The sequence below is a fragment of the Microbacterium sp. CH1 genome (assembly GCF_001595495.1).
In the GTDB taxonomy this organism is placed as follows: Bacteria; Actinomycetota; Actinomycetes; order Actinomycetales; family Microbacteriaceae; genus Microbacterium.
This window is the reverse complement of sequence record NZ_LOSO01000011.1, coordinates 612,766-633,785: the sequence shown is the minus strand read 5'-3', so window position 1 is coordinate 633,785 and position 21,020 is coordinate 612,766. Positions and strand designations below refer to the sequence as shown.

Sequence of the window (21,020 nt, the reverse complement as noted above, 5' to 3'; positions counted from 1 at the left end):
GCGACGACTGCTGTTAGCGTCGAGTCATGGTGGATGTGACACGCGCGCGATCGTTCGAGAGCATCGGCGAGGAGTACGACCGCTACCGGCCGGGGTTCCCGGAGCGCGCGGCCGACATCATCGTTCCGGACCGCGTGGCGACGGCGCTCGACCTCGGCGCCGGCACCGGGAAGTTCACGGGCCTGCTCGTCGCGCGGGCGACGCGGGTGATCGCGATCGAGCCGTCCGCGCCGATGCTCGCCGTGCTCGCGCGGACGCTCCCGACGGTCGACGCGCGGCTGGGGACCGCGGAGAGCATCCCCGTGCCGGACGACTCCGTCGATGCGGTCAGCGTCGCGCAGGCGTTCCACTGGTTCGATCGGGACACGGCGGCGGCTGAGATCGCCCGCACGCTCGTCCCTCACGGCACGCTCGGGCTGCTGTGGAATCGCGCCGACCCCGCCTGTGCCTGGGATCTCGCGTGCCACCGGGTGGCGCATCCCGCGGTCGGCGCGGACGACGACACCTCCGCGTCCGCGACGGACCTTCCCGGTTTCGTCCTGGAGATCCACGAGGAGGTGCGCTGGACCGAGCGGATCACCCGCGCGGACTACCTCCGACGGTGGGGCACGGTGAGCAGCTTCCTCGTGGCGGACGAGGCACAGCGCACGGCGATGGTGGCGGCCCTGGAGGCAGTGCTGGACGGCACGGACGAGACGCGGGGGAAGGCGGAGTTCGACCTGCCGCACCTCACCGACGTGTTCCGTTACCGCCGCGCATGAGGATCTGGTCGCTGCATCCGGAGTACCTCGACCGTCAGGGGCTCGTCGCCTGCTGGCGGGAGACCCTCCTCGCTCAGGCGGTGCTCGCCGACGCCACGAAGGGATATCAGCGACACCCGCAGCTCGAGCGCTTCCGGGCGACGGCCGATCCCGTGGCCACGGTGGGTGCGTACCTGGTGGGCGTCGCCGATGAGGCGGACGAGCGCGGCTACCGTTTCGACCGCACGCGTATCCGGCGAGCGGAGTCGGCGGTGCCGTCGATCCCGGTCACCACGGGTCAGCTGGCACGCGAGTGGGAGCATCTGCAGGCGAAGCTCGCCGAGCGCAGCCCGGAGGTGCTCAGCCGACACGGGTCTGTGGAGCTCCCGAAGGCGCACCCGTTGTTCGTCGTCGTGCCGGGGCCGGTCGCGCCCTGGGAGCGCGCCGACCCCGCGACCGGAGTCAGTCGACGCCGAGGAACGAGCGATCCGTCAGGATGATCGGTCCGTCATCGGTGATGGCGATGGTGTGCTCGGAGTGCGCGCCGCGGGAGCCGTCCGCGCTCCGCAGCGTCCAGCCGTCGGGGTCGGTGATCAGCTCGTCCGTCGTCGCGAGGAACCAGGGCTCCAGGGCGAGCACGAGGCCCGCGCGGAGCGGGAAACCGCGGCCTGCGCGGCCGTCGTTCGCCACATGAGGGTCGCCGTGCATCGTGCGGCCGACGCCATGGCCCCCGAAGTCGGTGTTGATGGAGTAGCCCTCGCCGTGCGCGACGTCGGCGATCGCGGCGGAGATGTCGCCGATGCGCTTGCCGACCACCGAGGTCTCGATCGCGGCGGCCAGCGCGCGTTCCGTGGTGTCGATGAGACGGAGGTCCTCGTCCCGCGGCGTACCCACGACGAAGGAGACCGCGGAGTCGGCGACCCAGCCGTCGACCGAGACGGCGAAGTCCAGGGTGACGAGGTCGCCGTCCCGGAGCGCGTAGTCATGCGGGAGGCCGTGCAGCACGGCGTCGTTCACCGAGGTGCAGATGACCTTGCCGAAGGGGCTCGCCCCGAAGGACGGGTGGTAGTCGATGTAGCAGGACTCGGCGCCGGCCTTGCGGATCATGTCATGGGCCCGGCGGTCGATCGCCAGGAGGTTGGTGCCGACCTTCGTCTCGTCGCGCAGGGTCGCCAGCGTCTCGGCGACGAACCGGCCTGCCGCGCGCATCTCATCGATCTCGGCAGGGGTGCGCAGTTCGATCATCAGTGTCCTCTCGTCGTCTCCATTCTCCCTGATCGGACGGGGTGCCCGGCGCCTGCCGCTCTCAGCGAACACCCGTGACCCGCAGGCACGGTCGCCGTAGCATCGGAGCATGTGGATCCGACAGGCCTTCTTCCGCTGGCTGCTGCCGTCGGCGTTCCTCCTGCCGCTGTGGCTGCTCATCGGCTGGGCCGTCTTCCAGGGCGGCTGGTCGATCCTCTGGGTGTTGCTCATCGCGATGCCCTCGGTGTTCCTGGGGCAGCTCCTGCTCACGCTGCTGACGCGCTCCCGCCCGTCGGTCCGCGCCGAGCGTGCCGTCTCGTGGTGGGACGTCGCCGGGTTCGGTCTCTGGCACGCGCTCACGATCGCGGTCGGCTTCTTCATCGACGGGGCCTTCGGCTGGCTCCTCGCGGCCGCCATCGTCGTGGGCATCGGCCTGGTGTGGCTGCAGCTGTGGCAGCTCTGGAACGAGGCACGGGGGAGTGGGACGCGCATCCGCGAGACCATCTCGTGGTCGACGATGACGCCGCCGCGCACCGAGAGCCCGCAGACGAGCGTGCACGAGGTGATCGTGGTGCGGGAGACCGACGACCGGCTCTGACCCGCCGTTTTGGCCGGGCCTGTCATCCGTGGCAGAATGGTTGTTTGTGCCGTGACCGGCTCTGCCCCAGGGGAGCCCGCGGACGCGTCAGCGCCGTTCGGCACACTCCCATTCTTGTTCCTTCCTAATCCGTGCATCCGACCTGAGGCGAGTGCAGAGAGAGACGATCATGCAGATCCTCGACGCCGTCGACGCGGCTTCGCTCCGTTCCGACATCCCCGAGTTCTTCCCCGGTGACACCGTCAAGGTGCACGTCAACATCACCGAGGGCAACCGCTCCCGTATCCAGGTTTTCCAGGGCGTCGTCATCGGCCGCCAGGGTGACAGCGTCCGCGAGACCTTCACCGTCCGGAAGATCAGCTTCCAGGTGGGTGTGGAGCGTACCTTCCCCGTGCACTCCCCGGTGATCGACCACATCGAGGTCGTCACGCGCGGTGACGTGCGTCGCGCCAAGCTCTACTACCTGCGCGAGCTCCGCGGCAAGAAGGCGAAGATCAAGGAGAAGCGCGTCAACAACTGACGCGAAGCTTCTTCACAGCACCCCGGGACACGATGTCCCGGGGTGCTTTCGTTCTGTCCCCGGTGTGCGAACCTTGTTACTGCCGTGCGCTCACGGTGCACTCTTCGAGAAGGAACCAGATGACTGACTCTCCGTCCGCACGCCCGACACGACGGCGGCGCGGGTTCCTGGTCTTCCTCCGAGACGTGCTGGTCATCGTCGTCATCGCCGCGCTGGTGTCCTTCGTCATCAAGACGTTCGTCGTGCGCTCGTTCTACATCCCCTCGGCCTCCATGGAGCGGACGCTGCTGATCGACGACCGCATCCTCGTCGACGAGCTCACGCCGCGCTGGACCGGCTACGAGCGCGGCGACATCGTCGTCTTCAAGGATCCGGGCGGGTGGCTCGACCCGATGCCGCAGGCGCCGGCACAGCCGCCGCTCGTCAAGGCCGTCGACTGGGTTCTCACCTTCGTGGGCATCTCGGCGACCGACACCCAGGACCACCTCGTCAAGCGCGTGATCGGGGTCGAGGGCGACCACGTGGTGTGCTGCAACGCGCTGGGGCAGATCACGATCAACGGCGCCCCGATCGACGAGCTGAGCTACCTGAACCTCCCCGAGGGGGACACCGCGGCCTCCAACGAGCCGTTCGACGTCGTCGTGCCGGAGGACTCCGTATGGCTCCTCGGCGACAACCGGGACCGCTCCCGCGACGCCCGCGCACACCAGGAGCTTCCCAGCGGCGGTTTCGTCCCCGTCTCCAACATCGTGGGCAAGGCGTTCCTGACCACCTGGCCGCTCGACCGATTCGGACCGATCGACGGCCACCACGACATCTTCACGGGAGTGCCGGACCCCGAATGACCGTCATCACGCCTCGACTGACCCTGGAGCGGAAGCTCCTGGGGGAGTGCGACCTCATCATCGCTCTCGATGAGGTCGGTCGCGGCGCACTGGCGGGACCGGTGGCCGTCGGAGCAGCCGTGATGGACGCCAAGGGGGCGCGTCGCCGCGTGCCGGAGGGGCTGCGCGACTCGAAGCTGGTCCCCGAGCGCCGGCGACCCGACGTCGCCGCCCGGGCGGCCTCCTGGGTGCAGGCCTCGGCCGTCGGCTGGGCGACCGCGGCGGAGGTCGACGAGGTCGGGATCATGCGGGCGCTGGGGCTCGCCGCTTCGCGGGCCGTGGAGGCGGTCGTCGCACAGGGCGCGACGGTGGAGAATGCCCTGGTGCTCCTCGACGGCAATCACGACTACGTCTCGCGAGTGCATCCCGTGCCCCTGCGTGTGCGGCCTGTCATCAAGGCGGATCGCGACTGCGCCTCGGTGTCCGCGGCGTCGGTGATTGCGAAGGTCGCGAGAGACGGTCACATGGCGGAGCTGCACGAGGGCCACCGTGACTACCAGTGGGATCGCAACAAGGGGTACGCGAGCCCGGAGCACCGGGAGGCCATCCGCTCGTTCGGGCTCTCCCCGTTCCACCGGTCCTCGTGGGCGATCGCCGACGCGCCGACGCTGTTCTGAGCGGCCGCGCCCGGGATGCCGCGACCGGCGCCGGACGACCATAGGATGGACTCATCATGGATGAGGAAGCCTTCGACGACTACGACCGCGAGCTCGAGCTCGCGCTGTTCCGCGAGTACCGCGACGTCGTCTCTCAGTTCCAGTACGTCGTGGAGACCGAGCGTCGCTTCTACCTGGCCAACGAGGTCAACGTCGTGCGGCGGGACACCGAGCACGACTTCTACTTCGAGATCTCCATGAGCGACGTGTGGGTGTGGGACATCTACCGGGCGGACCGCTTCGTCAAGGCCGTCCGGGTGCTCACTTTCAAGGACGTGAACGTCGAGGAGCTCCAGCGCCGCGAGTTCGAACTGCCGCAGGAGCTCTCCCTCGACGGAGAGTGATGCGGCGCGCCGTTCCTGCACAGCGGTGACATTCTTCGCCGTTTCCACAGCCTCTGGACTGTTCGCGCGGGACCACGGCGGTGACGGGGTGCTGACATCCATCCTTTCGGGATGGCAGCGAAAGACGACCTCGGGCGAGCCGGGGAGCAGCAGGCAGCGGACTATCTGACGAAGCGCGGGTATCGGATCGTCGACCGCAATTGGCGGTGTCCCCAGGGCGAACTGGATCTCGTGGCGATCGTCGGAGCACACCTGTCCGTCATCGAGGTGAAGACGCGGCGGTCGACGGCGTTCGGGCACCCGTTCGACGCCATCGACGACCGGAAGCGTCGGCGGCTGTGGCGGCTCGCTCATGCGTGGCGGGCGGAGCATCCCGATCTGGCGCGCGGACAGGTCCTCCGGGTGGAAGCGATAGGTATCACCGGTGCATCCCCCGAGACAGCCACCGTCGAGCACCTCGAGGACATCGCATGAGCACCGCACGCACGTGGTCTGTGGCGCTCACGGGAGCGGACGGGCACGTGGTCGAGGTCGAGGCCGACCTCTCCCCGCAGACGCCGGAGTTCCGCATCATCGGGCTCCCGGACAAATCCCTCGGGGAGGCGGTCCAGCGCGTGCACAACGCCTGCGTGAACTCCGGCCTCCCGCTGCCGCGGCGGCGCCTGACGGTGAACCTCTCACCGGCGAGTCTGCCCAAGCACGGGGCCGCCTTCGACCTCGCGATCGCGGTGGCCTGCCTGGCCGCGAGCGATGTGATCGCTCGGCGCGCCGTCCGGCAGACCGTGCACCTGGGGGAGCTCGGGCTCGACGGGCGCCTGCGTCCCGTGCCGGGCGTGCTTCCCGCCGTCTTCGCCGCCGCCCGCGCGGGGTTCGAGCGTGTGATCGTGCCCCACGGCAACGCGACCGAGGCGGGTCTCGTCGCCGGCGTGGAGGTGCGTGCCGCCGCCTCGCTCGCGGAGGTCGCCGCCTGGCATGGCGCGGAGGTGGACGTGCCGGACGTCGAGCCGGTCCCGGGGCCGCAACCGCCGGAGGATGACCCCGATGAGCGCGATCTGAGCGATGTCCTGGGACAGGAGGAAGCCGTCGAGGCGCTCATCGTCGCGGCCGCCGGTGGCCACAACATGCTCCTGAGCGGTCCGCCGGGAGCGGGGAAGACGATGCTCGCAGGGCGTCTGCCCGGGATCATGCCGCCGCTGACCGAGCAGGAGGCCATCGAGGTGGCCTCGGTGCGCTCCCTCTGCGGTGAGGCCGTGACCGGGCTCGACCATCAGCCCCCGCTGGTCGCGCCGCACCACAGCGCCTCAGTGGCGGCGATGGTGGGAGGTGGATCGCGGACGGCGCGACCCGGAGCGGTGGCCCGTGCACACCGGGGCGTCCTCTTCCTCGACGAGGCGGCGGAGTTCCCGCGGGTGGTCCTGGACGCGCTCCGTCAGCCGCTCGAGACCGGCTTCGTGGATGTGCATCGCTCGGGCTTCGTGGTGCGGTTCCCGGCGCGTTTCCAGCTGCTGCTGGCGATGAACCCATGTCCCTGCGGCAACCGGGGCGTGCGGGACGGCGACTGCATCTGTCCTCCGCAGGCGCTGCGACGCTATGCCACCCGGCTCTCCGGTCCGTTGCGTGACCGGCTCGACATCGATCTTCCGGTCACGCGCGTCGCGGCGTCGCGCTCGCTGGCGGGGGAGCGGGCGGGTGTCACGACCGTCGAGGCGCGGAACCGCGTCGGCGCCGCGCGCGCACGGGCCGAGCGGCGTTGGCGAGGCACGCCGTGGCGTCGCAATGCGGAGATCCCGGGCACGGTGCTTCGGCATGGCGGGTTCCGCCTCCCCGCGGAGGTTCGCGCGGGTCTCGATCGGGCGCTGGAACGCGGCGCGTTGACGCTCCGCGGCTACGACCGCGTCCTCCGGGTCGCCTGGACCATGGCCGATCTCTCCGCGCGGGACAGCCCCGGTTCGGACGAGGTCGGTCGCGCCCTGCTTCTGCGGACGGGGGCGGCGCGATGATCGACGGACTCTTCTCCCGCAAGGATGCGCTCGACGCGGCGCAGGGCGTGCGCGGAGCCGGGGAGGTGACGGAGACGCTGGCGCGGGTGGCCTGGTCGGTCGTCGCCGACCCCGGGGACGCCGTCGCCGCGACCCTTGTGCGCGAGTTCGGCCCGGCCGACGGGCTGCGCTTCGCGTTGGAAGGGTCCGGGGGATCCTGGCCGGTGGTCCGCGCCGTCGGCGCTCGTCGGGCTCTCGACGAGGCGCGCGCACGGTGGCGGCAGCGCGCCGACCCGGTGGCTGTGGTCGCGGCCCTCCGCGGCGCGCAGAAAGCGGGTGCGCAGCTGCTGCTCCCCGGAGACCCCGGCTGGCCGACGTCCGTCGACGATCTCGATGCGGAGGCGCCGATGGTGCTGTGGGTGCGCGGACGTGCCGAACTCCTGACGAGCGCCGCGCGTGTCGCCATCGTCGGTGCCAGAGCGGCCACCGCCTACGGCGAGCGGGTCGCCGCCGACATGGCCGGAGATCTGGCCGTGGGGGACACGGCTGTCGTGTCCGGCGGAGCCTACGGCATCGACGGCGCAGCACACCGCGCCGCGTTGACCGTCGGCGGGGGCACGATCGCGGTCCTCGCCGGGGGAGTCGACCGCCCGTACCCCGCCGGGCACCGTAACCTCCTGGCCCGGATCGCGGTCGACGGGGTCGTCGTCAGCGAGGTGCCGTGCGGCACGGCGCCGACGCGGTGGCGCTTCCTCGCGCGTAATCGACTGATCGCGGCGCTGGGGCAGGCCACGGTGGTCGTCGAGGCGGGCTGGCGTAGCGGCTCCCTCAACACGGCAGGTCACGCGGCGACGCTGGGCAGGCCGCTCGGCGCGGTACCCGGTCCGGTGACGTCTGCGTCCTCGGCCGGCTGCCACCGGCTGCTGCGCGAATACGACGCGGTGTGCGTCACCTCCGCGGCGGAGGTCGCCGAGATGCTCCCTGTCGGTGCCCGGTCGCCCCGGGGACGCGAAGCGACGGACGAGGGGCGGGTGGGGCTCCTCCGTGCGCTGAGCACGCGGACCGCTCGGACGGAGGCGGAGCTCGCACAGCGCGCGGGTCTCACCGTCGAGCGGACGAGGGCCCTGCTCGGTCTGCTCGACCTCGACGGGCTCGCTCGCCGCGACGGGGACGGCTGGCGCGGGAGGGGTACGGCGCCCTAGGGGGACGCGCCGACCGGGTACGCGCCGACGGGGGGCGGCACGCACGTCGTAGGCAGGCTCCCGGCGGGGCGCGTCGCTCTGAAGGCGGGGGAGCGGCAGGCTGGGGATATGGACTTCGCGGTCGCTGTCGAGGCGTTCGCCGACCACCTCGAGAAGGTACGTCGGCTCTCTCCGGCGACCGTGAAGGCGTACCGCTCCGATCTGCGAGACCTCGGGGCGAGCGTGGGGGGCGGCCCGGTCGACCGGATCGACCTGGAGATGCTGCGCGAATGGCTCTGGCAGGCGACCCAGCGTGGCGACGCCCGGGCGACGCTGGCCCGACGCGCAGCCACGGCGCGAGCGTTCTTCGGGTGGGCGCGCGAGCAGGACATCGTCCCCGTCGACCCCAGCCTGCGGCTCGTGGCACCGAAGCGCGCGAAGACGCTGCCGACGGTGGCATCGAAGGACGCGATGACGGAGCTGTTGGAACGACATCGGCAGGCGGCGGCCTCGGGTGATCCCACCGCCCTTCGCGACCATGCGGTGCTGGAGCTCCTCTACGGCGCCGCGGTCCGCGTCTCCGAACTCTGCGGCCTCGACATCGACGACCTGGATCTCGATCGGGGGACGGCCCGCGTGCGAGGCAAGGGCGACAAGGAGCGCGTCGTCCCGTTCGGCGCGCCGGCGCGGGATGCGCTCACCGCCTACCTGCGCCGCGCTCGACCGGCTCTGCTCGCGCGGTCCGGCGCCGCGTCGCCCGCCGTCTTCCTCGGCAGTCGCGGGGGACGTGTCGGTCCGCGGACGGTCTACGAGGTCGTCGCCCGCGCCCTCGCACCCGTCGTCGGCGCGGAGACCGTCGGGCCGCACGCCCTCCGCCACACGGCGGCGACCCATCTGCTGGACGGTGGTGCGGATCTCCGCGCGGTGCAGGAGATTCTGGGGCACGCGAGCCTGGGCACCACCCAGATCTACACGCATGTCTCGGCGGAGCGGCTGACGGCGACGTATCGCCTGGCACACCCTCGGGCCTGAGCGCGGAACCCGCGCGTCGGGTCATCCGTCGCAGCAGGGCAGGAGGCGCGCCCGCAGGAGTCCGCCGAACAGCACCATCGGGTTGAGGTACTCGCCGTCGCGTCGCACCCCGATGTGCAGCGCGTCCGGGGGAGTGTGACCGCCCGTGGCGACACGGCCGATGTCCTGGCCCCGGCGGACCGGGTCTCCCGCGCGCAGGGGCGATTCCACGGGCTCGAATGTGCTCACGAGACCGTCGGCATGTCGGATCGTGAGCAGCGGGCGGTCGACGACGACGCCCTGGAACGCGACCACCCCCTCCGCCGGGGCGACGACGGTGCCGCCCGCGCTCGCGACGATATCCATACCGCGGTGCCCGGGACCGTAGGCGTGCACGGGCGCGCGGTAGGCGACGCTCACGCGGCGAGTCCCCTCGACGGGCCACCGCCAGGGAACGTCGGAGACGAACTCCTCGGGCACGGGTGCGAGGCCGTGCGGTGCCGACGCCGCTCGCGCGGCGGGAGGAGACGGGAACGGAGCACCGCCGCACAGGAGCACGACAGCGGCGAGCACGGTGGCGATCAGCACCCGGAGGAGCGAGGGGTGCGGGCGAGAGCGAGGGCGAGGAGGGGACGGAGGAGTCATCACGCGAGTGTGCGTGTTTGATGCGGGCTGGCGGAGCGGGCTCCCTCCGCCGGGGCCGGCGGCAGGGGAGAAGACCCGGAATCGCGCTGCTGGGGAGAACGAGCTGGCGTCGCATGATCCTGTATGCTGGACGAGCACCTCGATCTCGGGGTGACTACGCGTGCCCAGAGCGACTCCGTCGTGGCATCCACTCCCGCAGGTCCCGTTTCCGAACGGGTGGGCGTGAGCCGGGCACCAGGATGTCCGACCGTCCGGTCGGCATGACAACCTCAACGGCGCGTCCCGCGCCAGAATCAGGAGACGACCATGGCTGTGGTCACCATCCGCCAGCTGCTCGACAGCGGCGTGCACTTCGGACACCAGACTCGTCGGTGGAACCCGAAGGTGAAGCGCTTCATCCTCACCGAGCGCAGCGGCATCCACATCATCGACCTCCAGCAGTCGCTTGGCTACATCGACAAGGCCTACGACTTCGTCAAGGAGACCGTGGCGCACGGCGGCACGATCCTCTTCGTCGGCACCAAGAAGCAGGCGCAGGAGATCCTCGCGGAGCAGGCCACGCGCGTCGGCCAGCCCTACGTGAACCAGCGCTGGCTCGGCGGCCTCCTCACCAACTTCTCCACCATCGCGAAGCGTCTCGCCCGCATGAAGGAGCTCGAGGAGCTCGACTACGAGAACCCCTCCGCCTCCGGCTTCACGAAGAAGGAGCTGCTGCTCAAGAAGCGCGAGCTGGACAAGCTGCACAAGTCGCTGGGCGGTATCCGCAACCTCACCAAGACGCCGTCCGCCCTCTGGGTCGTCGACGCCAAGCGTGAGCACCTCGCCATCGACGAGGCCAAGAAGCTCGGCATCCCGGTGATCGGCATCCTCGACACCAACGCCGACCCGGACGACTTCCAGTACCCGATCCCCGGCAACGACGACGCCATTCGTTCGGTGTCGCTGCTGACGCGCATCATCGCCGACGCCGCCGCCGAGGGCCTGCAGCAGAAGCACAACCCGGAGTCGGGCGACGCGGAGCCGCTGGCCGAGTGGGAGAAGGAGCTTCTCGAGGCTCCCGTGCAGGAGTCCGCTGACGCCGCCGAGGTCGTGACCGCGGACGACCAGGCCGCCGTCGTCGAGACCCCGGCCGCCGACGCCACCGCCGCCGACGAGGCTGGTGCCCAGGCACACGACGAGGCGATCGCCGCCGCTTCCGGTGAGGAGACCGCCGAGGTCGCCGCCGCCGAGGCCGCTGACGCCAAGTAATCCCTCGTACACCCACACAACGAAGCAAGGAGCCACCACACATGGCCAACTTCACCATCGCCGACCTCAAGGCGCTGCGTGAGCAGCTCGGCACGGGAATGGTCGACACCAAGAAGGCGCTCGAGGAGGCTGACGGCGACGTCGAGAAGGCCACCGAGATCCTGCGCCTGAAGGGTGCGAAGGGCAACGCCAAGCGCGCCGACCGTTCGACCAGCGAGGGCCTCGTCGTCGCCCGCGAGCAGGACGGCGCCGTGACGCTCGTCGAGCTCGCCTGCGAGACCGACTTCGTCGCCAAGAACGAGCGCTTCATCGCGCTGGCCGACAAGGTCGCCGACGCCGTCGCCGCCGTGAAGGCCGACTCGGTCGAGGCCGCCCTGGCCGCTCCGGCGGGCGACAAGACCGTCGAGCAGCTCATCTCGGAAGAGGCCGCCATCATCGGCGAGAAGGTCGAGCTCCGTCGCGTGCGCACCGTCACCGGTGACAGCGTCGAGGTCTACCTGCACCGCACGAGCAAGGACCTGCCGCCGCAGATCGGCGTCGTCGTCGCCTACACGGGTGACGACGCCGCGACCGCGCGCAGCATCGCCCAGCACATCTCGTTCGCCAACCCGTCGTACCTGTCCCGCGAGGACGTTCCGGCGGACGCGGTCGAGAAGGAGCGCGAGATCGTCACCGAGATCTCCCGCAACGAGGGCAAGCCCGAGGCCGCCCTGCCGAAGATCGTCGAGGGCCGTGTCGCCGCGTTCATCAAGCAGGTCGCCCTGCTCGAGCAGGACTACGCGAAGGACAACAAGCTCTCCGTCGCCCAGGTGGCGAAGGACGCCGGTATCACCGTGACGGACTTCGCGCGCTTCAAGGTCGGCGCGTAGCACTGTCGAAGGGGTTCGGATCGTTCGATCCGAACCCCTTCTTCATGCCCACCAGGCACTATCTTGATTCGGGACGAGAGGACTTCCCCATGACTGAACGCACTGGACGCCGCCGCGTCCTCCTGAAGCTCTCCGGAGAGGCGTTCGGCGCCGGTCAGCTCGGCGTGAACCCTGACGTGGTCAGCCAGATGGCCCGGGAGATCGCCGCCGCGGTCGACCGCGTCGAGGTGGCCGTCGTCGTCGGCGGGGGCAACTTCTTCCGCGGCGCGGAGCTCAGCCAGCGGGGCATGGACCGCGGACGAGCGGACTACATGGGCATGCTCGGCACCGTGATGAACGCCCTCGCGCTGCAGGACTTCCTGGAGCAGGCGGGCGCCGCGACCCGCGTGCAGTCGGCGATCGCGATGACCCAGGTCGCCGAGCCCTACATCCCGCGTCGCGCGGAGCGCCACATGGAGAAGGGTCGCGTCGTGATCTTCGGCGCCGGCGCAGGGTTGCCGTACTTCTCCACCGACACCGTGGCCGCGCAGCGCGCCCTCGAGATCGGCGCGAAGGAGGTGCTCGTCGCCAAGAACGGCGTGGACGCCATCTACACCGCCGACCCGAACAAGCACGCCGATGCGGAGCGCATCGAGCGCGTGACCTACCGCGACGCGCTGCAGCAGGGCCTCAAGGTCGTCGACTCCACGGCGTTCAGCCTGTGCATGGACAACAACATGGACATGCGCGTCTTCGGGATGGAGCCGGCGGGCAACGTGACCCGCGCCCTCCTGGGCGAGCCCATCGGCACGCTCGTCACGGCCTGAGCGCCTGCACGGGACGGGAGCCCGCTCCCGATAGAATTTCCAGAACACCCCGACGATAGGAGCCACCGTGATCGCGGACGTCCTCGCTGAAACCACCACCCGCATGTCCCGGGCCGTCGAGGCTGCCAAGGAGGACTTCTCCACGGTGCGCACCGGTCGTGCGAACCCGCAGCTCTTCCAGAAGGTGATGGTCGACTACTACGGCACGCCGACGCCGCTCGCGCAGCTCGCCTCCCTCGCCAACCAGGAAGCGCGCACTCTCATCATCACGCCGTACGACAAGTCGGCGCTCAAGGCGATCGAGCAGGCGATCCGCGACATGCCGAACCTCGGAGCGAACCCCACGAACGACGGCAACCTCGTGCGCGTCACGATGCCCGAGCTCACGGCCGATCGTCGCAAGGAGTACGTGAAGCTCGTGAAGTCGAAGGCCGAGGACGCCAAGGTCCACGTCCGCGGCATCCGTCGGAAGGCCAAGGACGAGCTGGACGGGCTGAAGAGCGAGCTGGGTGAGGACGAGATCGCCCGCGGGGAGAAGGAGTTGGACGCGCTGACCCGTCAGCACGTCGACCTCATCGACGACGCGCTCAAGCGCAAAGAGGCCGAACTCCTCGAGGTGTAGCTCGTATGTCCGATGAATCGCGAGGCGCCGAGGAGGGTACACCGGCGACCCGTCGGGTGACGCGGTCCGAGGCGGGTCCCGAGGCCGGCGTTCCGCTCGGGGACGCGGCCTTCCCCGCGTTCGATGCCGACCGAGTCCCACCCCGTCCGCCGCTTCCCGCTACTCCGCCCACGGTGTCCGCCGGAGCGCATCGGTTGGACACCGCGGATCACAGTGCGATCCGGGACCAGTGGCGCCAGGCGCGGGACGACTTCGGCACCCACGTGTCGCACGCCCGCGATCAGCTCGATCAGGCGAACGAGCGCATCAAGCAGCGCACCGGTCGAGACCTCGTGCTTGCGATCCTCATCGGGCTCGCGTTCGGTGCGGCGCTCCTGGGGTCTTTGTTGTTCGTCAAGGCACTGTTCGTGCCGTTCGCACTCGCAGCGGCGCTTCTGGGTGTCTACGAGCTGTCTCGAGCACTGCGGGCCGCCGGCCGCCGCGTCGATGTGATCCCCCAGCTCGTCGCGGCCGCCTTCCTGGTCCTGTCGGCGTACTTCGCCGAGCCGTGGCTGAGCTGGGTCATGCTCTTCGTCTCGGTGGCGTTCGTCATCGTCTGGCGCCTGCTCGCGCAGATGGTCGCAAAAGACGGCCGCACGTACGGTGACGTGCTCACCGACGCCGTGATCGGCGGGTTCGTGCAGGTGTACGTCCCGTTCCTCGCCGGCGTCGCACTCATCCTGCTCGAGCAGGAGGGCGGGCAGTGGTGGGTGCTCAGCTTCATCGCGATCGCCGTGGCGGCCGACACCGGCGCCTACGCCGCGGGACTCGCGTTCGGGCGGCACCCGATGGCTCCGCGGATCAGCCCCAAGAAGACCTGGGAGGGCTTCGGGGGCGCCGTGGTCGCCGCGTTGGTGGTCGGCGTGCTCCTGGCCCTGTTCCTGCTCGATCTGCCGTGGTGGGGCGGAGTCATCTTCGGGGCGGCGATCCTGCTGTCCGCGACGCTCGGCGATCTCGGCGAGTCCATGCTGAAGCGGGACCTGGGGATCAAGGACATGAGCTCCTGGCTCCCGGGCCACGGCGGGCTCCTGGACCGGCTGGACAGCATCCTGCTGTCGACGGTACCGGCCCTGTGCCTGTACTTCCTCCTCTCTCCCTGGCTGGTGCTGTGATGAACGACGGTGGTGCTGTGATGAACGACGACCGGACGGAACCCGCCTCGCGGAGAGCGGCGAGGCCTGCGTTCTCGGTGACGAGCGGGCGCACGAAGGGCTACCACCGGGCGGCGGTCGACAACTTCCTCGCCTCCGCCCGACAGGCGTTCGAGAGCGGCGTCGACGGTCTCACGTCCGAGGATGTGCGCACCGCCTCGTTCCCGCTCGTCAAAGAGGGCTACGCGGTCGCGGAGGTCGACGCCGCCCTCGGCCGAGTCGAGGACGCCTTCGCCGCACGGGAGCGCGAGCGTGCCGTCCGGGCGCAGGGTGCGGGAGCGTGGGTGGACCGGGCGAGGGCCGATGCGCAGGTGATCCTCGACCACTTGGCGCGGCCGCGCCGCCAGAGGTTCGCGCGGACCGGACTGCTCACCTTCGGATATCGGGTCGACGAGGTCGATCACGTGAGCTCCCGGATCGTCCGGTATCTGCGCGATGGCGAGGCGCTGACCGCCGAGCAGCTGAGGTCCGCAGCGTTCCGCATGCAGCGCGGCGGCTATCGGGAGGAGCAGGTTGATGCGCTGCTCGATGCCACGATCGACGTGATCCTGGCGGTGCGCTGAGCCTGCCTGATGGCCTGTTCAGGCAGGTATGCGTAGACTGTCCTCCATCGTGAACTCCCGAAACGACATGATTCCCGAACGAAGCGACGCCGCGCTGGCACCCGCAGCGACGGTCACCTCTCGCTCCCGTGGCACTCGACGCTGGTCGCGTCGCCGGGGCGTCGCCGCTGTCTTCAGTTCTCTCGCGGTCGTCGGATTCGCTGCCGCGATGGTCGCGCCGACCGGCGTCGCGCTCGCGCAGCCGGTCGCCACGGAAGCTCCGGATTCCGTCTACGCGGCGGCTCTCGCGGACACGCAGAACCTCACCGTCACTGTGGAAGGCGCCGCGATCACCCCGGTCGAGCGTGGCTCTTTCGAGGTGTATGTGAAGCCGAAGCCGAAGCCGCAGCCCGCGCCGACCACCGCGACATCGTCCGGCTCGAAGAGCTCGTCGTCGGGAAGCAAGTCGTCGGGTGGGGGTCTGCCGCCGTACAGCGGCGGTGGCGCGCCGGCGGAGTGGATGGCTGCTGCCGGCATCGCGCAGGGTGACTGGCAGTACGTCGACTACATCGTCTCGCGGGAGAGCGGGTGGAACCCGAACGCCACCAACTCCTCGTCCGGCGCCTGTGGCCTCGTCCAGGCGCTGCCCTGCAGCAAGGTGCCGGGCAACGGCTACAACCCGGTGGACAATCTCCGCTGGGCGACGGGTTACGCCACCGGTCGGTACGGCAGCTGGGCCGGCGCGTACAACTTCTGGGTCACCAACCACTGGTGGTGAGCCGGCACCATGCCCCGCTCACGTCGTCGTCTTTCCGCGCGCCCTGAGGGCGAGGACTCGTTCGATCGCCTGCTCGCCGGGTGGAAGCGCACGGAGGTGCGTCGCGGCGTCGAGTGGACCGTGCAGCCGGTCTCCGCCGTCCAGGCGCAGAAGGCCTACGTCTGCCCGGGCTGCGGCCGGTCCGTGGAACCCGGAACAGCGCATCTCGTCGCCTGGCGGGCGGATGGCATCCTCGGCGAGGCGGCGGCGCTGGCCGACCGCAGACACTGGCACACCCCCTGTTGGAGGATCGCATGACCATGGAGATCCGCGGACCGCTCGAGCTCCCCGCGACGCGTGAGGACATCGAGCTGCACACCGCAGACGGGCTCACGCTGGTGGGCGAGCTGGCGGTGCCCGAGACGGCCGCCCCGGTGGCCACGCTGGTGACGCTGCATCCGCTGCCGACGGCGGGCGGCTTCATGGACTCGCACATCATCCGCAAGGCGTCCGCACGCCTGCCTGCCCTGGCCGATCTCGCCGTCCTGCGGTTCAACACGCGCGGCACGACGTCGCCGCGCGGCACGAGCGAGGGCGCATTCGACGGTGGAGCTGCGGAGCAGTTCGACGTCGCCGCCGCCATGGACTTCGTGCGCGACCGTGGACTGCCTCGCCCCTGGCTCGTCGGCTGGTCGTTCGGAACGGAACTCGCGCTGAAGTACGGCGCCGACCACGACATCGAGGGCATCATCCTGCTCTCGCCGCCGCTGCACCGCGCGACGGCCGAGGAGGTCGCCACCTGGGGGACGACCGACCACCGCGTCGTCATCCTCGTGCCCGAGCTGGACGACTACCTGCGCCCCGCCGAAGCCCGGGAACGGTTCGCGAGCATTCCGCATGCGCAGCTGATCGCGGTCGACGGCGGGAAGCATCTGTGGGTGGGGGAGACCCAGACGCGGCGCGTGCTCACCGAGATCGTCGCCGCCGTCAACCCGTCGGCCCTGCCGCTGCCGACGCACTGGCCCGCTGAGGAGTGACGCGGAGCGACCGTACGGTCACCGCTCGTTCATGCGGGGGATCAGCACCTGCCGGTAGAGGATGAGGATGCTGGCGGCCACCGGGATCGCGATGAGCGCGCCGAGCAGGCCGAGCAGGCTTCCTCCGGCGAGGGCGGCCACGACCACGACGGCGCCGGGCACCGACACGGCGCGGCTCATGATCCGCGGCGAGATCACGTACGCCTCGATCTGCATGTAGACGAGATAATAGATCGCGGCGGCGAGAGCCGTGCCGGGAGAGCCGAGACCCGGGATCAGGCAGACGAGGACGATGATCGTCGAGCCGGTCAACGTGCCGACGAGCGGGATGAGCGAGAAGAAGAAGGCGACGACGGCGAGGACCGCGGGGAACGGCGCGTCAATGATCGTGAGGTAGATGGCGCTGAGGATGCCGTTGATGACCCCCTGGCTGACCTGTCCCATGACGTAGTAGCCGACGGAGTCGGTGATCTGCTCGGAGAGATCGATGAAGCGGTCCCGCTTGGACGCCGGCACCAGCTGGTAGACCGCGCGCTTGAGCGAGGGGGTGGAGGCCGTGAGGTAGATGGTCAGGATGAGCACGATGAAGGCGCCGAACACGCCGCTCAGCACCGCCCCGCTGGCGACGAGCACCCCTTGACCGATCGATCCGCCGATCTCGGCGAGGTTCGTCGCCAGCCAGTCCTCGACATAGGCGAACACGTCGTCGACGCGGAGATTGGGGAACGTCTCCTGGATCCACGTGCGCAGGTCTTCGATGGCCGTTCCCCGCTGCACGATGGCCGTGATCTGGGCGATCAGCTGGGAGATCTGGTCGACCAGAACCGGGAGGACGATGAGCACGATGCCGCTGAAGACCGCCAGGACGGCGACGATCGTGACGAGGACCGCGAGCCAGCGGGGCAGGCGCCGTCGTTCGAGGAACGTGACGAGGGGATCGAGCCCGAGGCTGAGGAAGAGAGCGGTGCCGATGTAGAGCAGCACCGTCGACAGCGTCTGCACGCTGCTGATCAGCACGATGCCGAGTCCCACGCCGAGTGTCGCCACGAGGGCGGTGCGGAACGGGTTGTGGATCTTCATGCAGACTCCTCGGAACGGCTGCAGCAAGGCTACCCATGACCGGCCACGGCGCGTCGCCGACGTGCCGCAGCGTCGCCAGGGGAGGGGCCTCGTGGTCAACACACAGGTGACTTCGCTAGTCTGAAATGTCGAGTGTGGCGTCACGGGCGGGAAGCCGTGGTGCGTGAGGAGACTATTCGTGCGTTTCGTATGGGCCGTCGTGGCCTTCGTGCTGGCTGCCGTGCTGATCGGTGCGGGGATCGCCCAACGCACCGTCTTCGTCGGTCCTTCGTCGCAGGAGGCCCGCGTCGACATCGAGGAGCCCGCTCCGTACGTGCTGATGGACGGCGATGTGCTCCGGATGAACCCGGGCGCACAGAAGGTGCTGATCCGCGGCGAGGGCGAGATCTTCGCGAGCTACGGCCGGACCGCCGATATGGAGGCCTGGCTCTCCGACTCCGAGTACAACCACGTCACGGTCGGCGATGAGGACGAGCTTCTCGTCGAGCACGTCGCGGCTCCAGCGCCGGAGGAGTCGAACGAGACCCCCGCTCCGGACGCCGAGGCTCCCGCACCGGAGGACGAGGAGTCGGCGGAGCCCGCCGGACGCAACCCTGCGGGGTCCGACCTGTGGCTCGACTCCTTCAGCGAAGAGAACTTCCTCTCGACCGACAACATGCAGCTCCCCGAGGGGACGAGCGTGCTGATCGCGTACGACGGCACGAAGGATGCGCCGGATGACATCGTCGTCTCCTGGCCCCTGGACACACGGACGCCGCTCGCGGGTCCGCTGATGGTCGCGGGTGGCATCGTGCTGTTGGTGGGGCTCGTGCTCTACGTGCTCGCGATCCGCCATCAGCGCCGCGGCCGCGGCCCGCGCCGGAAGGGACCGGGGCCGCTGCCCACGACCCAGCCGATCGACGTGGCGGCGCTTCCGCCGTCCGAACGTGAGGCGCTCGAGGCCGCAGACGGCGCGGAGCCGAAGACACCGGAGCGCACAGACGACGTGGAGGACGCGGAGATCGTCGACGAGAAGCCCACGGAGGGGAAGAACGCCATGCAGGGTGTGCATCCGCGCCGACGGCGGCGTCTGCTCGTCGTGCCGGCACTCGGTCTGACCGCAGTGCTGGCCGCCGGATGCAGTGCGGAATCGTGGCCGGAGTTCGGGGATGCGTCTCCGTCGCCGTCGCCCAGCCCCACGGTGATCGCACCGGACAACCAGAAGCCGCCGGCGGTCACCGAGACGCAGGCCGATCGCATCCTCGCGGAGGTCTCGCAGACACTGGTGAAGGCGGACGAGGCCAGGGACCTTGATCTCGCGGCCACCCGCCTGGACGGGGCTGCGCTGGCGACCCGCACCACCGACTACGCACTGCGGGAGAAGCTGCCCGATCGCCCCGCACCGGCGGCGATCCCGACCGACGACGTGGAGGTCGTTCTCCCTGAGGCGACCGACCGCTGGCCGCGCACCGTCCTGATGCTCTCGAAGAGCACGGGCGACGACACCGTGCCGCCCGTCGTCCTCACCATGACGCAGGCCGACCCCTGGTCCAACTACAAGGTCACGAACATGGCCGAGATGTCCGCCGACGCCGTCTTCCCCGAGGTGGCGGCCAGCTGGCTGGGGACCTCTTTGGTCCCCGCGGACTCCGCGTTCCTGTCCGTACCCCCGAACGAGGTGGCCGCCGCCTTCGCGGACGTCGTCGACAACGGGGAGAAGAGCGCGTCATACGGGCAGTTCGACGAGCTGGCGCTGAACCTCGCGAAGTCGATCACCGACAGCCGCCAGAGCCTCGTGCAGGGGCTGGCCGACGCCGGTGCCGCCGAGACCTCGACGGCCGCCTTCGACATGACGCCGACGGAGGAGGCCCCGGTCTCCCTGACGACCCTGGACAGCGGTGCCATCGTCGCCGTCTCTGTGCTCGACGTCGAGACGATCACGCCCACCTCCTCCGATGTGGTGATCCGCTTCGGCGACAACGAGGAGGCCAAGGCGCTCACCGGAGCCAACGAGTCCGCCAAGGGTGCCGAGACGACCTATGAGTTCCAGCTGTTCTTCGCCGTCCCCTCGCAGGGGTCGAGCGAGCCGATCCGGCTCCTGGCGTCGCGCCAGGACCTCGTGTCCGTGAAGGTGATCAAGTGAGCGAGATCTCTCCCGCCGCCCTGCGCGGTGCCGTCGACCTGTCCAGCCTGCGCAATCGCCCCTCCGCCCCGGCGGGCGGCTCGGCGACCGCCCCTGCCGGATCTCCGGTCACGGATGTCGTCGTCGACGCCACCGATGAGAACTTCGGCCAGGTGCTCGAGCTCTCCCGCACGGTGCCGGTCGTCGTCGACCTCTGGGCCGAGTGGTGCGGGCCGTGCAAGCAGCTGAGTCCGATCATCGAAAAGGTCACCCGTGAACTCGGCGGTCGTGTCCTCCTCGCCAAGGTCGATGTGGACGCCAACCCGCAGCTCGCGCAGAGCTTCCGCGCGCAGTCGATCCCGATGGTCGTCGCGCTCATCGCCGGTCAGCCGGTCCCCATGTTCACGGGCGCGGTTCCGGAGCAGCAGGTCCGCGAGGTGTTCGCGCAGCTGCTGCAGGTGGCGGCGCAGAACGGTGTGTCGGGATCGCTGCCCGTCGGTGACGGCGAGGCGACCGAGGTCGCCGCCCCTGCCGAGCCCGAGCTGCCGCCGCTGCACGCGGAGGCCTTCGCCGCGATCGAGCGCGGGGACTACCGTGCCGCCATCACCGCCTACGAGAAGGCCCTCGCGGAGAACCCGCGCGATGAGGACGCGATCGCCGGTCTCGGTCAGGTCCGCCTGCTCGACCGCGTGCAGGGGCTCGACCTCCAGGCCGCGCGCGCAGCGGCCGCCGCCGCGCCGCAGGACGTGCAGGCGCAGTTCGACGTCGCCGATCTGGACCTCGCCGGCGGGCACGTCGACGACGCGTTCGGCCGACTGCTCGACCTGTTCGCGCAGCTGCCGTCGGATCAGCGGACGCCTGTGCGCGAGCGCCTCGTCGAGCTCTTCGGTCTCATCGGAGCCGGGGACCCGCGCGTGATCGCGGCCCGCAACCGGCTCTCCTCGCTGCTCTTCTGAGCGGTCCGC

At 70.2% G+C, this 21,020-nt stretch carries 25 protein-coding genes; 22 read left to right on the top strand and 3 right to left on the bottom strand.

Going from position 1 to position 21,020, the window contains the following annotated elements:
* Window positions 1–26 precede the first annotated feature (26 nt).
* Together AUV07_RS06440 and AUV07_RS06435 are read left to right on the top strand one after the other, a co-directional pair.
* Entirely contained in the window at window positions 27–761 is a 735-nt protein-coding gene (locus AUV07_RS06440) for a class I SAM-dependent methyltransferase (RefSeq protein WP_062634711.1), read from the top strand.
* Window positions 758–1,240, top strand: coding sequence for a pyrimidine dimer DNA glycosylase/endonuclease V (locus AUV07_RS06435; RefSeq protein ID WP_062634709.1), 483 nt, complete (start codon window positions 758–760; stop codon window positions 1,238–1,240). The genes AUV07_RS06440 and AUV07_RS06435 overlap by 4 nt, the downstream gene beginning before the upstream one ends.
* On the opposite strand, the gene map is transcribed toward AUV07_RS06435, so the two are convergent.
* Entirely contained in the window at window positions 1,203–1,985 is a 783-nt protein-coding gene (map, locus tag AUV07_RS06430; protein ID WP_062634707.1) for a type I methionyl aminopeptidase, read from the bottom strand. The genes AUV07_RS06435 and map overlap by 38 nt on opposite strands.
* A gap of 109 nt (window positions 1,986–2,094) precedes the next feature.
* Here map and AUV07_RS06425 point away from each other — a divergent pair, with 109 nt between their 5' ends.
* The 9 genes from AUV07_RS06425 to AUV07_RS06385 all read left to right on the top strand — a co-directional run bounded on the left by AUV07_RS06425 (window position 2,095) and on the right by AUV07_RS06385 (window position 9,179).
* Window positions 2,095–2,583, top strand: coding sequence for a hypothetical protein (locus tag AUV07_RS06425; RefSeq protein ID WP_062634705.1), 489 nt, complete (start codon window positions 2,095–2,097; stop codon window positions 2,581–2,583).
* 169 nt (window positions 2,584–2,752) lie between these two features.
* The gene (rplS, locus tag AUV07_RS06420; RefSeq protein WP_025103348.1) at window positions 2,753–3,103 is read left to right on the top strand and encodes a 50S ribosomal protein L19; all 351 of its coding nucleotides are present in this window, start codon (window positions 2,753–2,755) and stop codon (window positions 3,101–3,103) included.
* A gap of 119 nt (window positions 3,104–3,222) precedes the next feature.
* Entirely contained in the window at window positions 3,223–3,948 is a 726-nt protein-coding gene (lepB, locus tag AUV07_RS06415; RefSeq protein ID WP_025103349.1) for a signal peptidase I, read from the top strand.
* On the top strand, window positions 3,945–4,604 hold the full coding sequence (locus tag AUV07_RS06410) for a ribonuclease HII (RefSeq protein WP_062634704.1): 660 nt from the start codon (window positions 3,945–3,947) through the stop codon (window positions 4,602–4,604). Before lepB ends, AUV07_RS06410 begins: the two co-directional genes overlap by 4 nt.
* Window positions 4,605–4,660: 56 nt before the next feature.
* Window positions 4,661–4,987 (top strand): DUF2469 family protein, encoded by a 327-nt coding sequence (locus AUV07_RS06405; protein ID WP_017204525.1) that lies wholly within the window; start codon window positions 4,661–4,663, stop codon window positions 4,985–4,987.
* A 111-nt stretch (window positions 4,988–5,098) separates the two neighbouring features.
* Window positions 5,099–5,461, top strand: coding sequence for a YraN family protein (locus AUV07_RS06400; RefSeq protein ID WP_062634702.1), 363 nt, complete (start codon window positions 5,099–5,101; stop codon window positions 5,459–5,461).
* Window positions 5,458–6,987, top strand: coding sequence for a YifB family Mg chelatase-like AAA ATPase (locus AUV07_RS06395; RefSeq protein WP_062634700.1), 1,530 nt, complete (start codon window positions 5,458–5,460; stop codon window positions 6,985–6,987). The genes AUV07_RS06400 and AUV07_RS06395 overlap by 4 nt, the downstream gene beginning before the upstream one ends.
* Window positions 6,984–8,168 (top strand): DNA-processing protein DprA, encoded by a 1,185-nt coding sequence (gene dprA, locus AUV07_RS06390; RefSeq protein WP_062634698.1) that lies wholly within the window; start codon window positions 6,984–6,986, stop codon window positions 8,166–8,168. The genes AUV07_RS06395 and dprA overlap by 4 nt, the downstream gene beginning before the upstream one ends.
* Before the next feature lie 108 nt (window positions 8,169–8,276).
* Window positions 8,277–9,179 (top strand): tyrosine-type recombinase/integrase, encoded by a 903-nt coding sequence (locus AUV07_RS06385; RefSeq protein ID WP_062634696.1) that lies wholly within the window; start codon window positions 8,277–8,279, stop codon window positions 9,177–9,179.
* 21 nt (window positions 9,180–9,200) lie between these two features.
* On the opposite strand, the gene AUV07_RS06380 is transcribed toward AUV07_RS06385, so the two are convergent.
* Complete coding sequence (locus tag AUV07_RS06380) at window positions 9,201–9,803, bottom strand: murein hydrolase activator EnvC family protein (protein WP_082802872.1); 603 nt, start codon at window positions 9,801–9,803, stop codon at window positions 9,201–9,203.
* A 306-nt stretch (window positions 9,804–10,109) separates the two neighbouring features.
* Here AUV07_RS06380 and rpsB point away from each other — a divergent pair, with 306 nt between their 5' ends.
* The 9 genes from rpsB to AUV07_RS06335 all read left to right on the top strand — a co-directional run bounded on the left by rpsB (window position 10,110) and on the right by AUV07_RS06335 (window position 16,874).
* Entirely contained in the window at window positions 10,110–11,051 is a 942-nt protein-coding gene (gene rpsB, locus AUV07_RS06375; RefSeq protein ID WP_062634694.1) for a 30S ribosomal protein S2, read from the top strand.
* Between the two features lie 41 nt (window positions 11,052–11,092).
* Complete coding sequence (tsf, locus tag AUV07_RS06370; RefSeq protein WP_025103357.1) at window positions 11,093–11,920, top strand: translation elongation factor Ts; 828 nt, start codon at window positions 11,093–11,095, stop codon at window positions 11,918–11,920.
* A gap of 89 nt (window positions 11,921–12,009) precedes the next feature.
* Window positions 12,010–12,726, top strand: coding sequence for a UMP kinase (gene pyrH / locus AUV07_RS06365; RefSeq protein WP_062634692.1), 717 nt, complete (start codon window positions 12,010–12,012; stop codon window positions 12,724–12,726).
* A 67-nt stretch (window positions 12,727–12,793) separates the two neighbouring features.
* Window positions 12,794–13,348: a ribosome recycling factor gene (gene frr / locus AUV07_RS06360; protein ID WP_062634691.1), complete on the top strand. Its 555-nt coding sequence runs from the start codon at window positions 12,794–12,796 to the stop codon at window positions 13,346–13,348.
* Window positions 13,349–13,542: 194 nt separating this feature from the next.
* Entirely contained in the window at window positions 13,543–14,499 is a 957-nt protein-coding gene (locus AUV07_RS06355; protein WP_308409687.1) for a phosphatidate cytidylyltransferase, read from the top strand.
* 20 nt (window positions 14,500–14,519) lie between these two features.
* Entirely contained in the window at window positions 14,520–15,101 is a 582-nt protein-coding gene (locus AUV07_RS06350; protein ID WP_062635209.1) for a DivIVA domain-containing protein, read from the top strand.
* Window positions 15,102–15,150: 49 nt separating this feature from the next.
* Window positions 15,151–15,858 (top strand): transglycosylase SLT domain-containing protein, encoded by a 708-nt coding sequence (locus AUV07_RS06345; protein WP_231868206.1) that lies wholly within the window; start codon window positions 15,151–15,153, stop codon window positions 15,856–15,858.
* A 9-nt stretch (window positions 15,859–15,867) separates the two neighbouring features.
* The gene (locus tag AUV07_RS06340; RefSeq protein WP_062634685.1) at window positions 15,868–16,155 is read left to right on the top strand and encodes a hypothetical protein; all 288 of its coding nucleotides are present in this window, start codon (window positions 15,868–15,870) and stop codon (window positions 16,153–16,155) included.
* Between the two features lie 2 nt (window positions 16,156–16,157).
* Window positions 16,158–16,874: an alpha/beta hydrolase gene (locus tag AUV07_RS06335; RefSeq protein ID WP_062634683.1), complete on the top strand. Its 717-nt coding sequence runs from the start codon at window positions 16,158–16,160 to the stop codon at window positions 16,872–16,874.
* Between the two features lie 18 nt (window positions 16,875–16,892).
* On the opposite strand, the gene AUV07_RS06330 is transcribed toward AUV07_RS06335, so the two are convergent.
* Complete coding sequence (locus AUV07_RS06330; RefSeq protein ID WP_062634682.1) at window positions 16,893–17,954, bottom strand: AI-2E family transporter; 1,062 nt, start codon at window positions 17,952–17,954, stop codon at window positions 16,893–16,895.
* A gap of 178 nt (window positions 17,955–18,132) precedes the next feature.
* On the opposite strand from AUV07_RS06330, the gene AUV07_RS06325 reads away from it, so the two are divergent.
* On the top strand, window positions 18,133–20,076 hold the full coding sequence (locus tag AUV07_RS06325; RefSeq protein ID WP_062634680.1) for a hypothetical protein: 1,944 nt from the start codon (window positions 18,133–18,135) through the stop codon (window positions 20,074–20,076).
* Window positions 20,073–21,011 carry a tetratricopeptide repeat protein gene (locus tag AUV07_RS06320; RefSeq protein WP_062634678.1) on the top strand — a complete coding sequence of 313 codons (939 nt, stop codon included), beginning with the start codon at window positions 20,073–20,075 and terminating at the stop codon, window positions 21,009–21,011. Before AUV07_RS06325 ends, AUV07_RS06320 begins: the two co-directional genes overlap by 4 nt.
* The last annotated feature ends 9 nt before the right edge of the window (window positions 21,012–21,020 follow it).

Excerpts from the sequence above, each read along its gene's own strand:
- map (WP_062634707.1), bottom strand. The coding sequence starts at position 1,985 with ATGATCGAACTGCGCACCCCTGCCGAGATCGATGAGATGCGCGCGGCA.
- rplS (WP_025103348.1), top strand. The coding sequence starts at position 2,753 with ATGCAGATCCTCGACGCCGTCGACGCGGCTTCGCTCCGTTCCGACATC.
- AUV07_RS06435 (WP_062634709.1), top strand. The coding sequence starts at position 758 with ATGAGGATCTGGTCGCTGCATCCGGAGTACCTCGACCGTCAGGGGCTC.
- AUV07_RS06425 (WP_062634705.1), top strand. The coding sequence starts at position 2,095 with ATGTGGATCCGACAGGCCTTCTTCCGCTGGCTGCTGCCGTCGGCGTTC.
- dprA (WP_062634698.1), top strand. The coding sequence starts at position 6,984 with ATGATCGACGGACTCTTCTCCCGCAAGGATGCGCTCGACGCGGCGCAG.
- AUV07_RS06410 (WP_062634704.1), top strand. The coding sequence starts at position 3,945 with ATGACCGTCATCACGCCTCGACTGACCCTGGAGCGGAAGCTCCTGGGG.
- AUV07_RS06385 (WP_062634696.1), top strand. The coding sequence starts at position 8,277 with ATGGACTTCGCGGTCGCTGTCGAGGCGTTCGCCGACCACCTCGAGAAG.
- AUV07_RS06380 (WP_082802872.1), bottom strand. The coding sequence starts at position 9,803 with ATGACTCCTCCGTCCCCTCCTCGCCCTCGCTCTCGCCCGCACCCCTCG.
- AUV07_RS06395 (WP_062634700.1), top strand. The coding sequence starts at position 5,458 with ATGAGCACCGCACGCACGTGGTCTGTGGCGCTCACGGGAGCGGACGGG.
- AUV07_RS06330 (WP_062634682.1), bottom strand. The coding sequence starts at position 17,954 with ATGAAGATCCACAACCCGTTCCGCACCGCCCTCGTGGCGACACTCGGC.
- pyrH (WP_062634692.1), top strand. The coding sequence starts at position 12,010 with ATGACTGAACGCACTGGACGCCGCCGCGTCCTCCTGAAGCTCTCCGGA.
- AUV07_RS06440 (WP_062634711.1), top strand. The coding sequence starts at position 27 with ATGGTGGATGTGACACGCGCGCGATCGTTCGAGAGCATCGGCGAGGAG.
- AUV07_RS06340 (WP_062634685.1), top strand. The coding sequence starts at position 15,868 with ATGCCCCGCTCACGTCGTCGTCTTTCCGCGCGCCCTGAGGGCGAGGAC.
- AUV07_RS06350 (WP_062635209.1), top strand. The coding sequence starts at position 14,520 with ATGAACGACGACCGGACGGAACCCGCCTCGCGGAGAGCGGCGAGGCCT.
- AUV07_RS06335 (WP_062634683.1), top strand. The coding sequence starts at position 16,158 with ATGGAGATCCGCGGACCGCTCGAGCTCCCCGCGACGCGTGAGGACATC.
- tsf (WP_025103357.1), top strand. The coding sequence starts at position 11,093 with ATGGCCAACTTCACCATCGCCGACCTCAAGGCGCTGCGTGAGCAGCTC.
- AUV07_RS06405 (WP_017204525.1), top strand. The coding sequence starts at position 4,661 with ATGGATGAGGAAGCCTTCGACGACTACGACCGCGAGCTCGAGCTCGCG.
- rpsB (WP_062634694.1), top strand. The coding sequence starts at position 10,110 with ATGGCTGTGGTCACCATCCGCCAGCTGCTCGACAGCGGCGTGCACTTC.
- lepB (WP_025103349.1), top strand. The coding sequence starts at position 3,223 with ATGACTGACTCTCCGTCCGCACGCCCGACACGACGGCGGCGCGGGTTC.
- AUV07_RS06400 (WP_062634702.1), top strand. The coding sequence starts at position 5,099 with ATGGCAGCGAAAGACGACCTCGGGCGAGCCGGGGAGCAGCAGGCAGCG.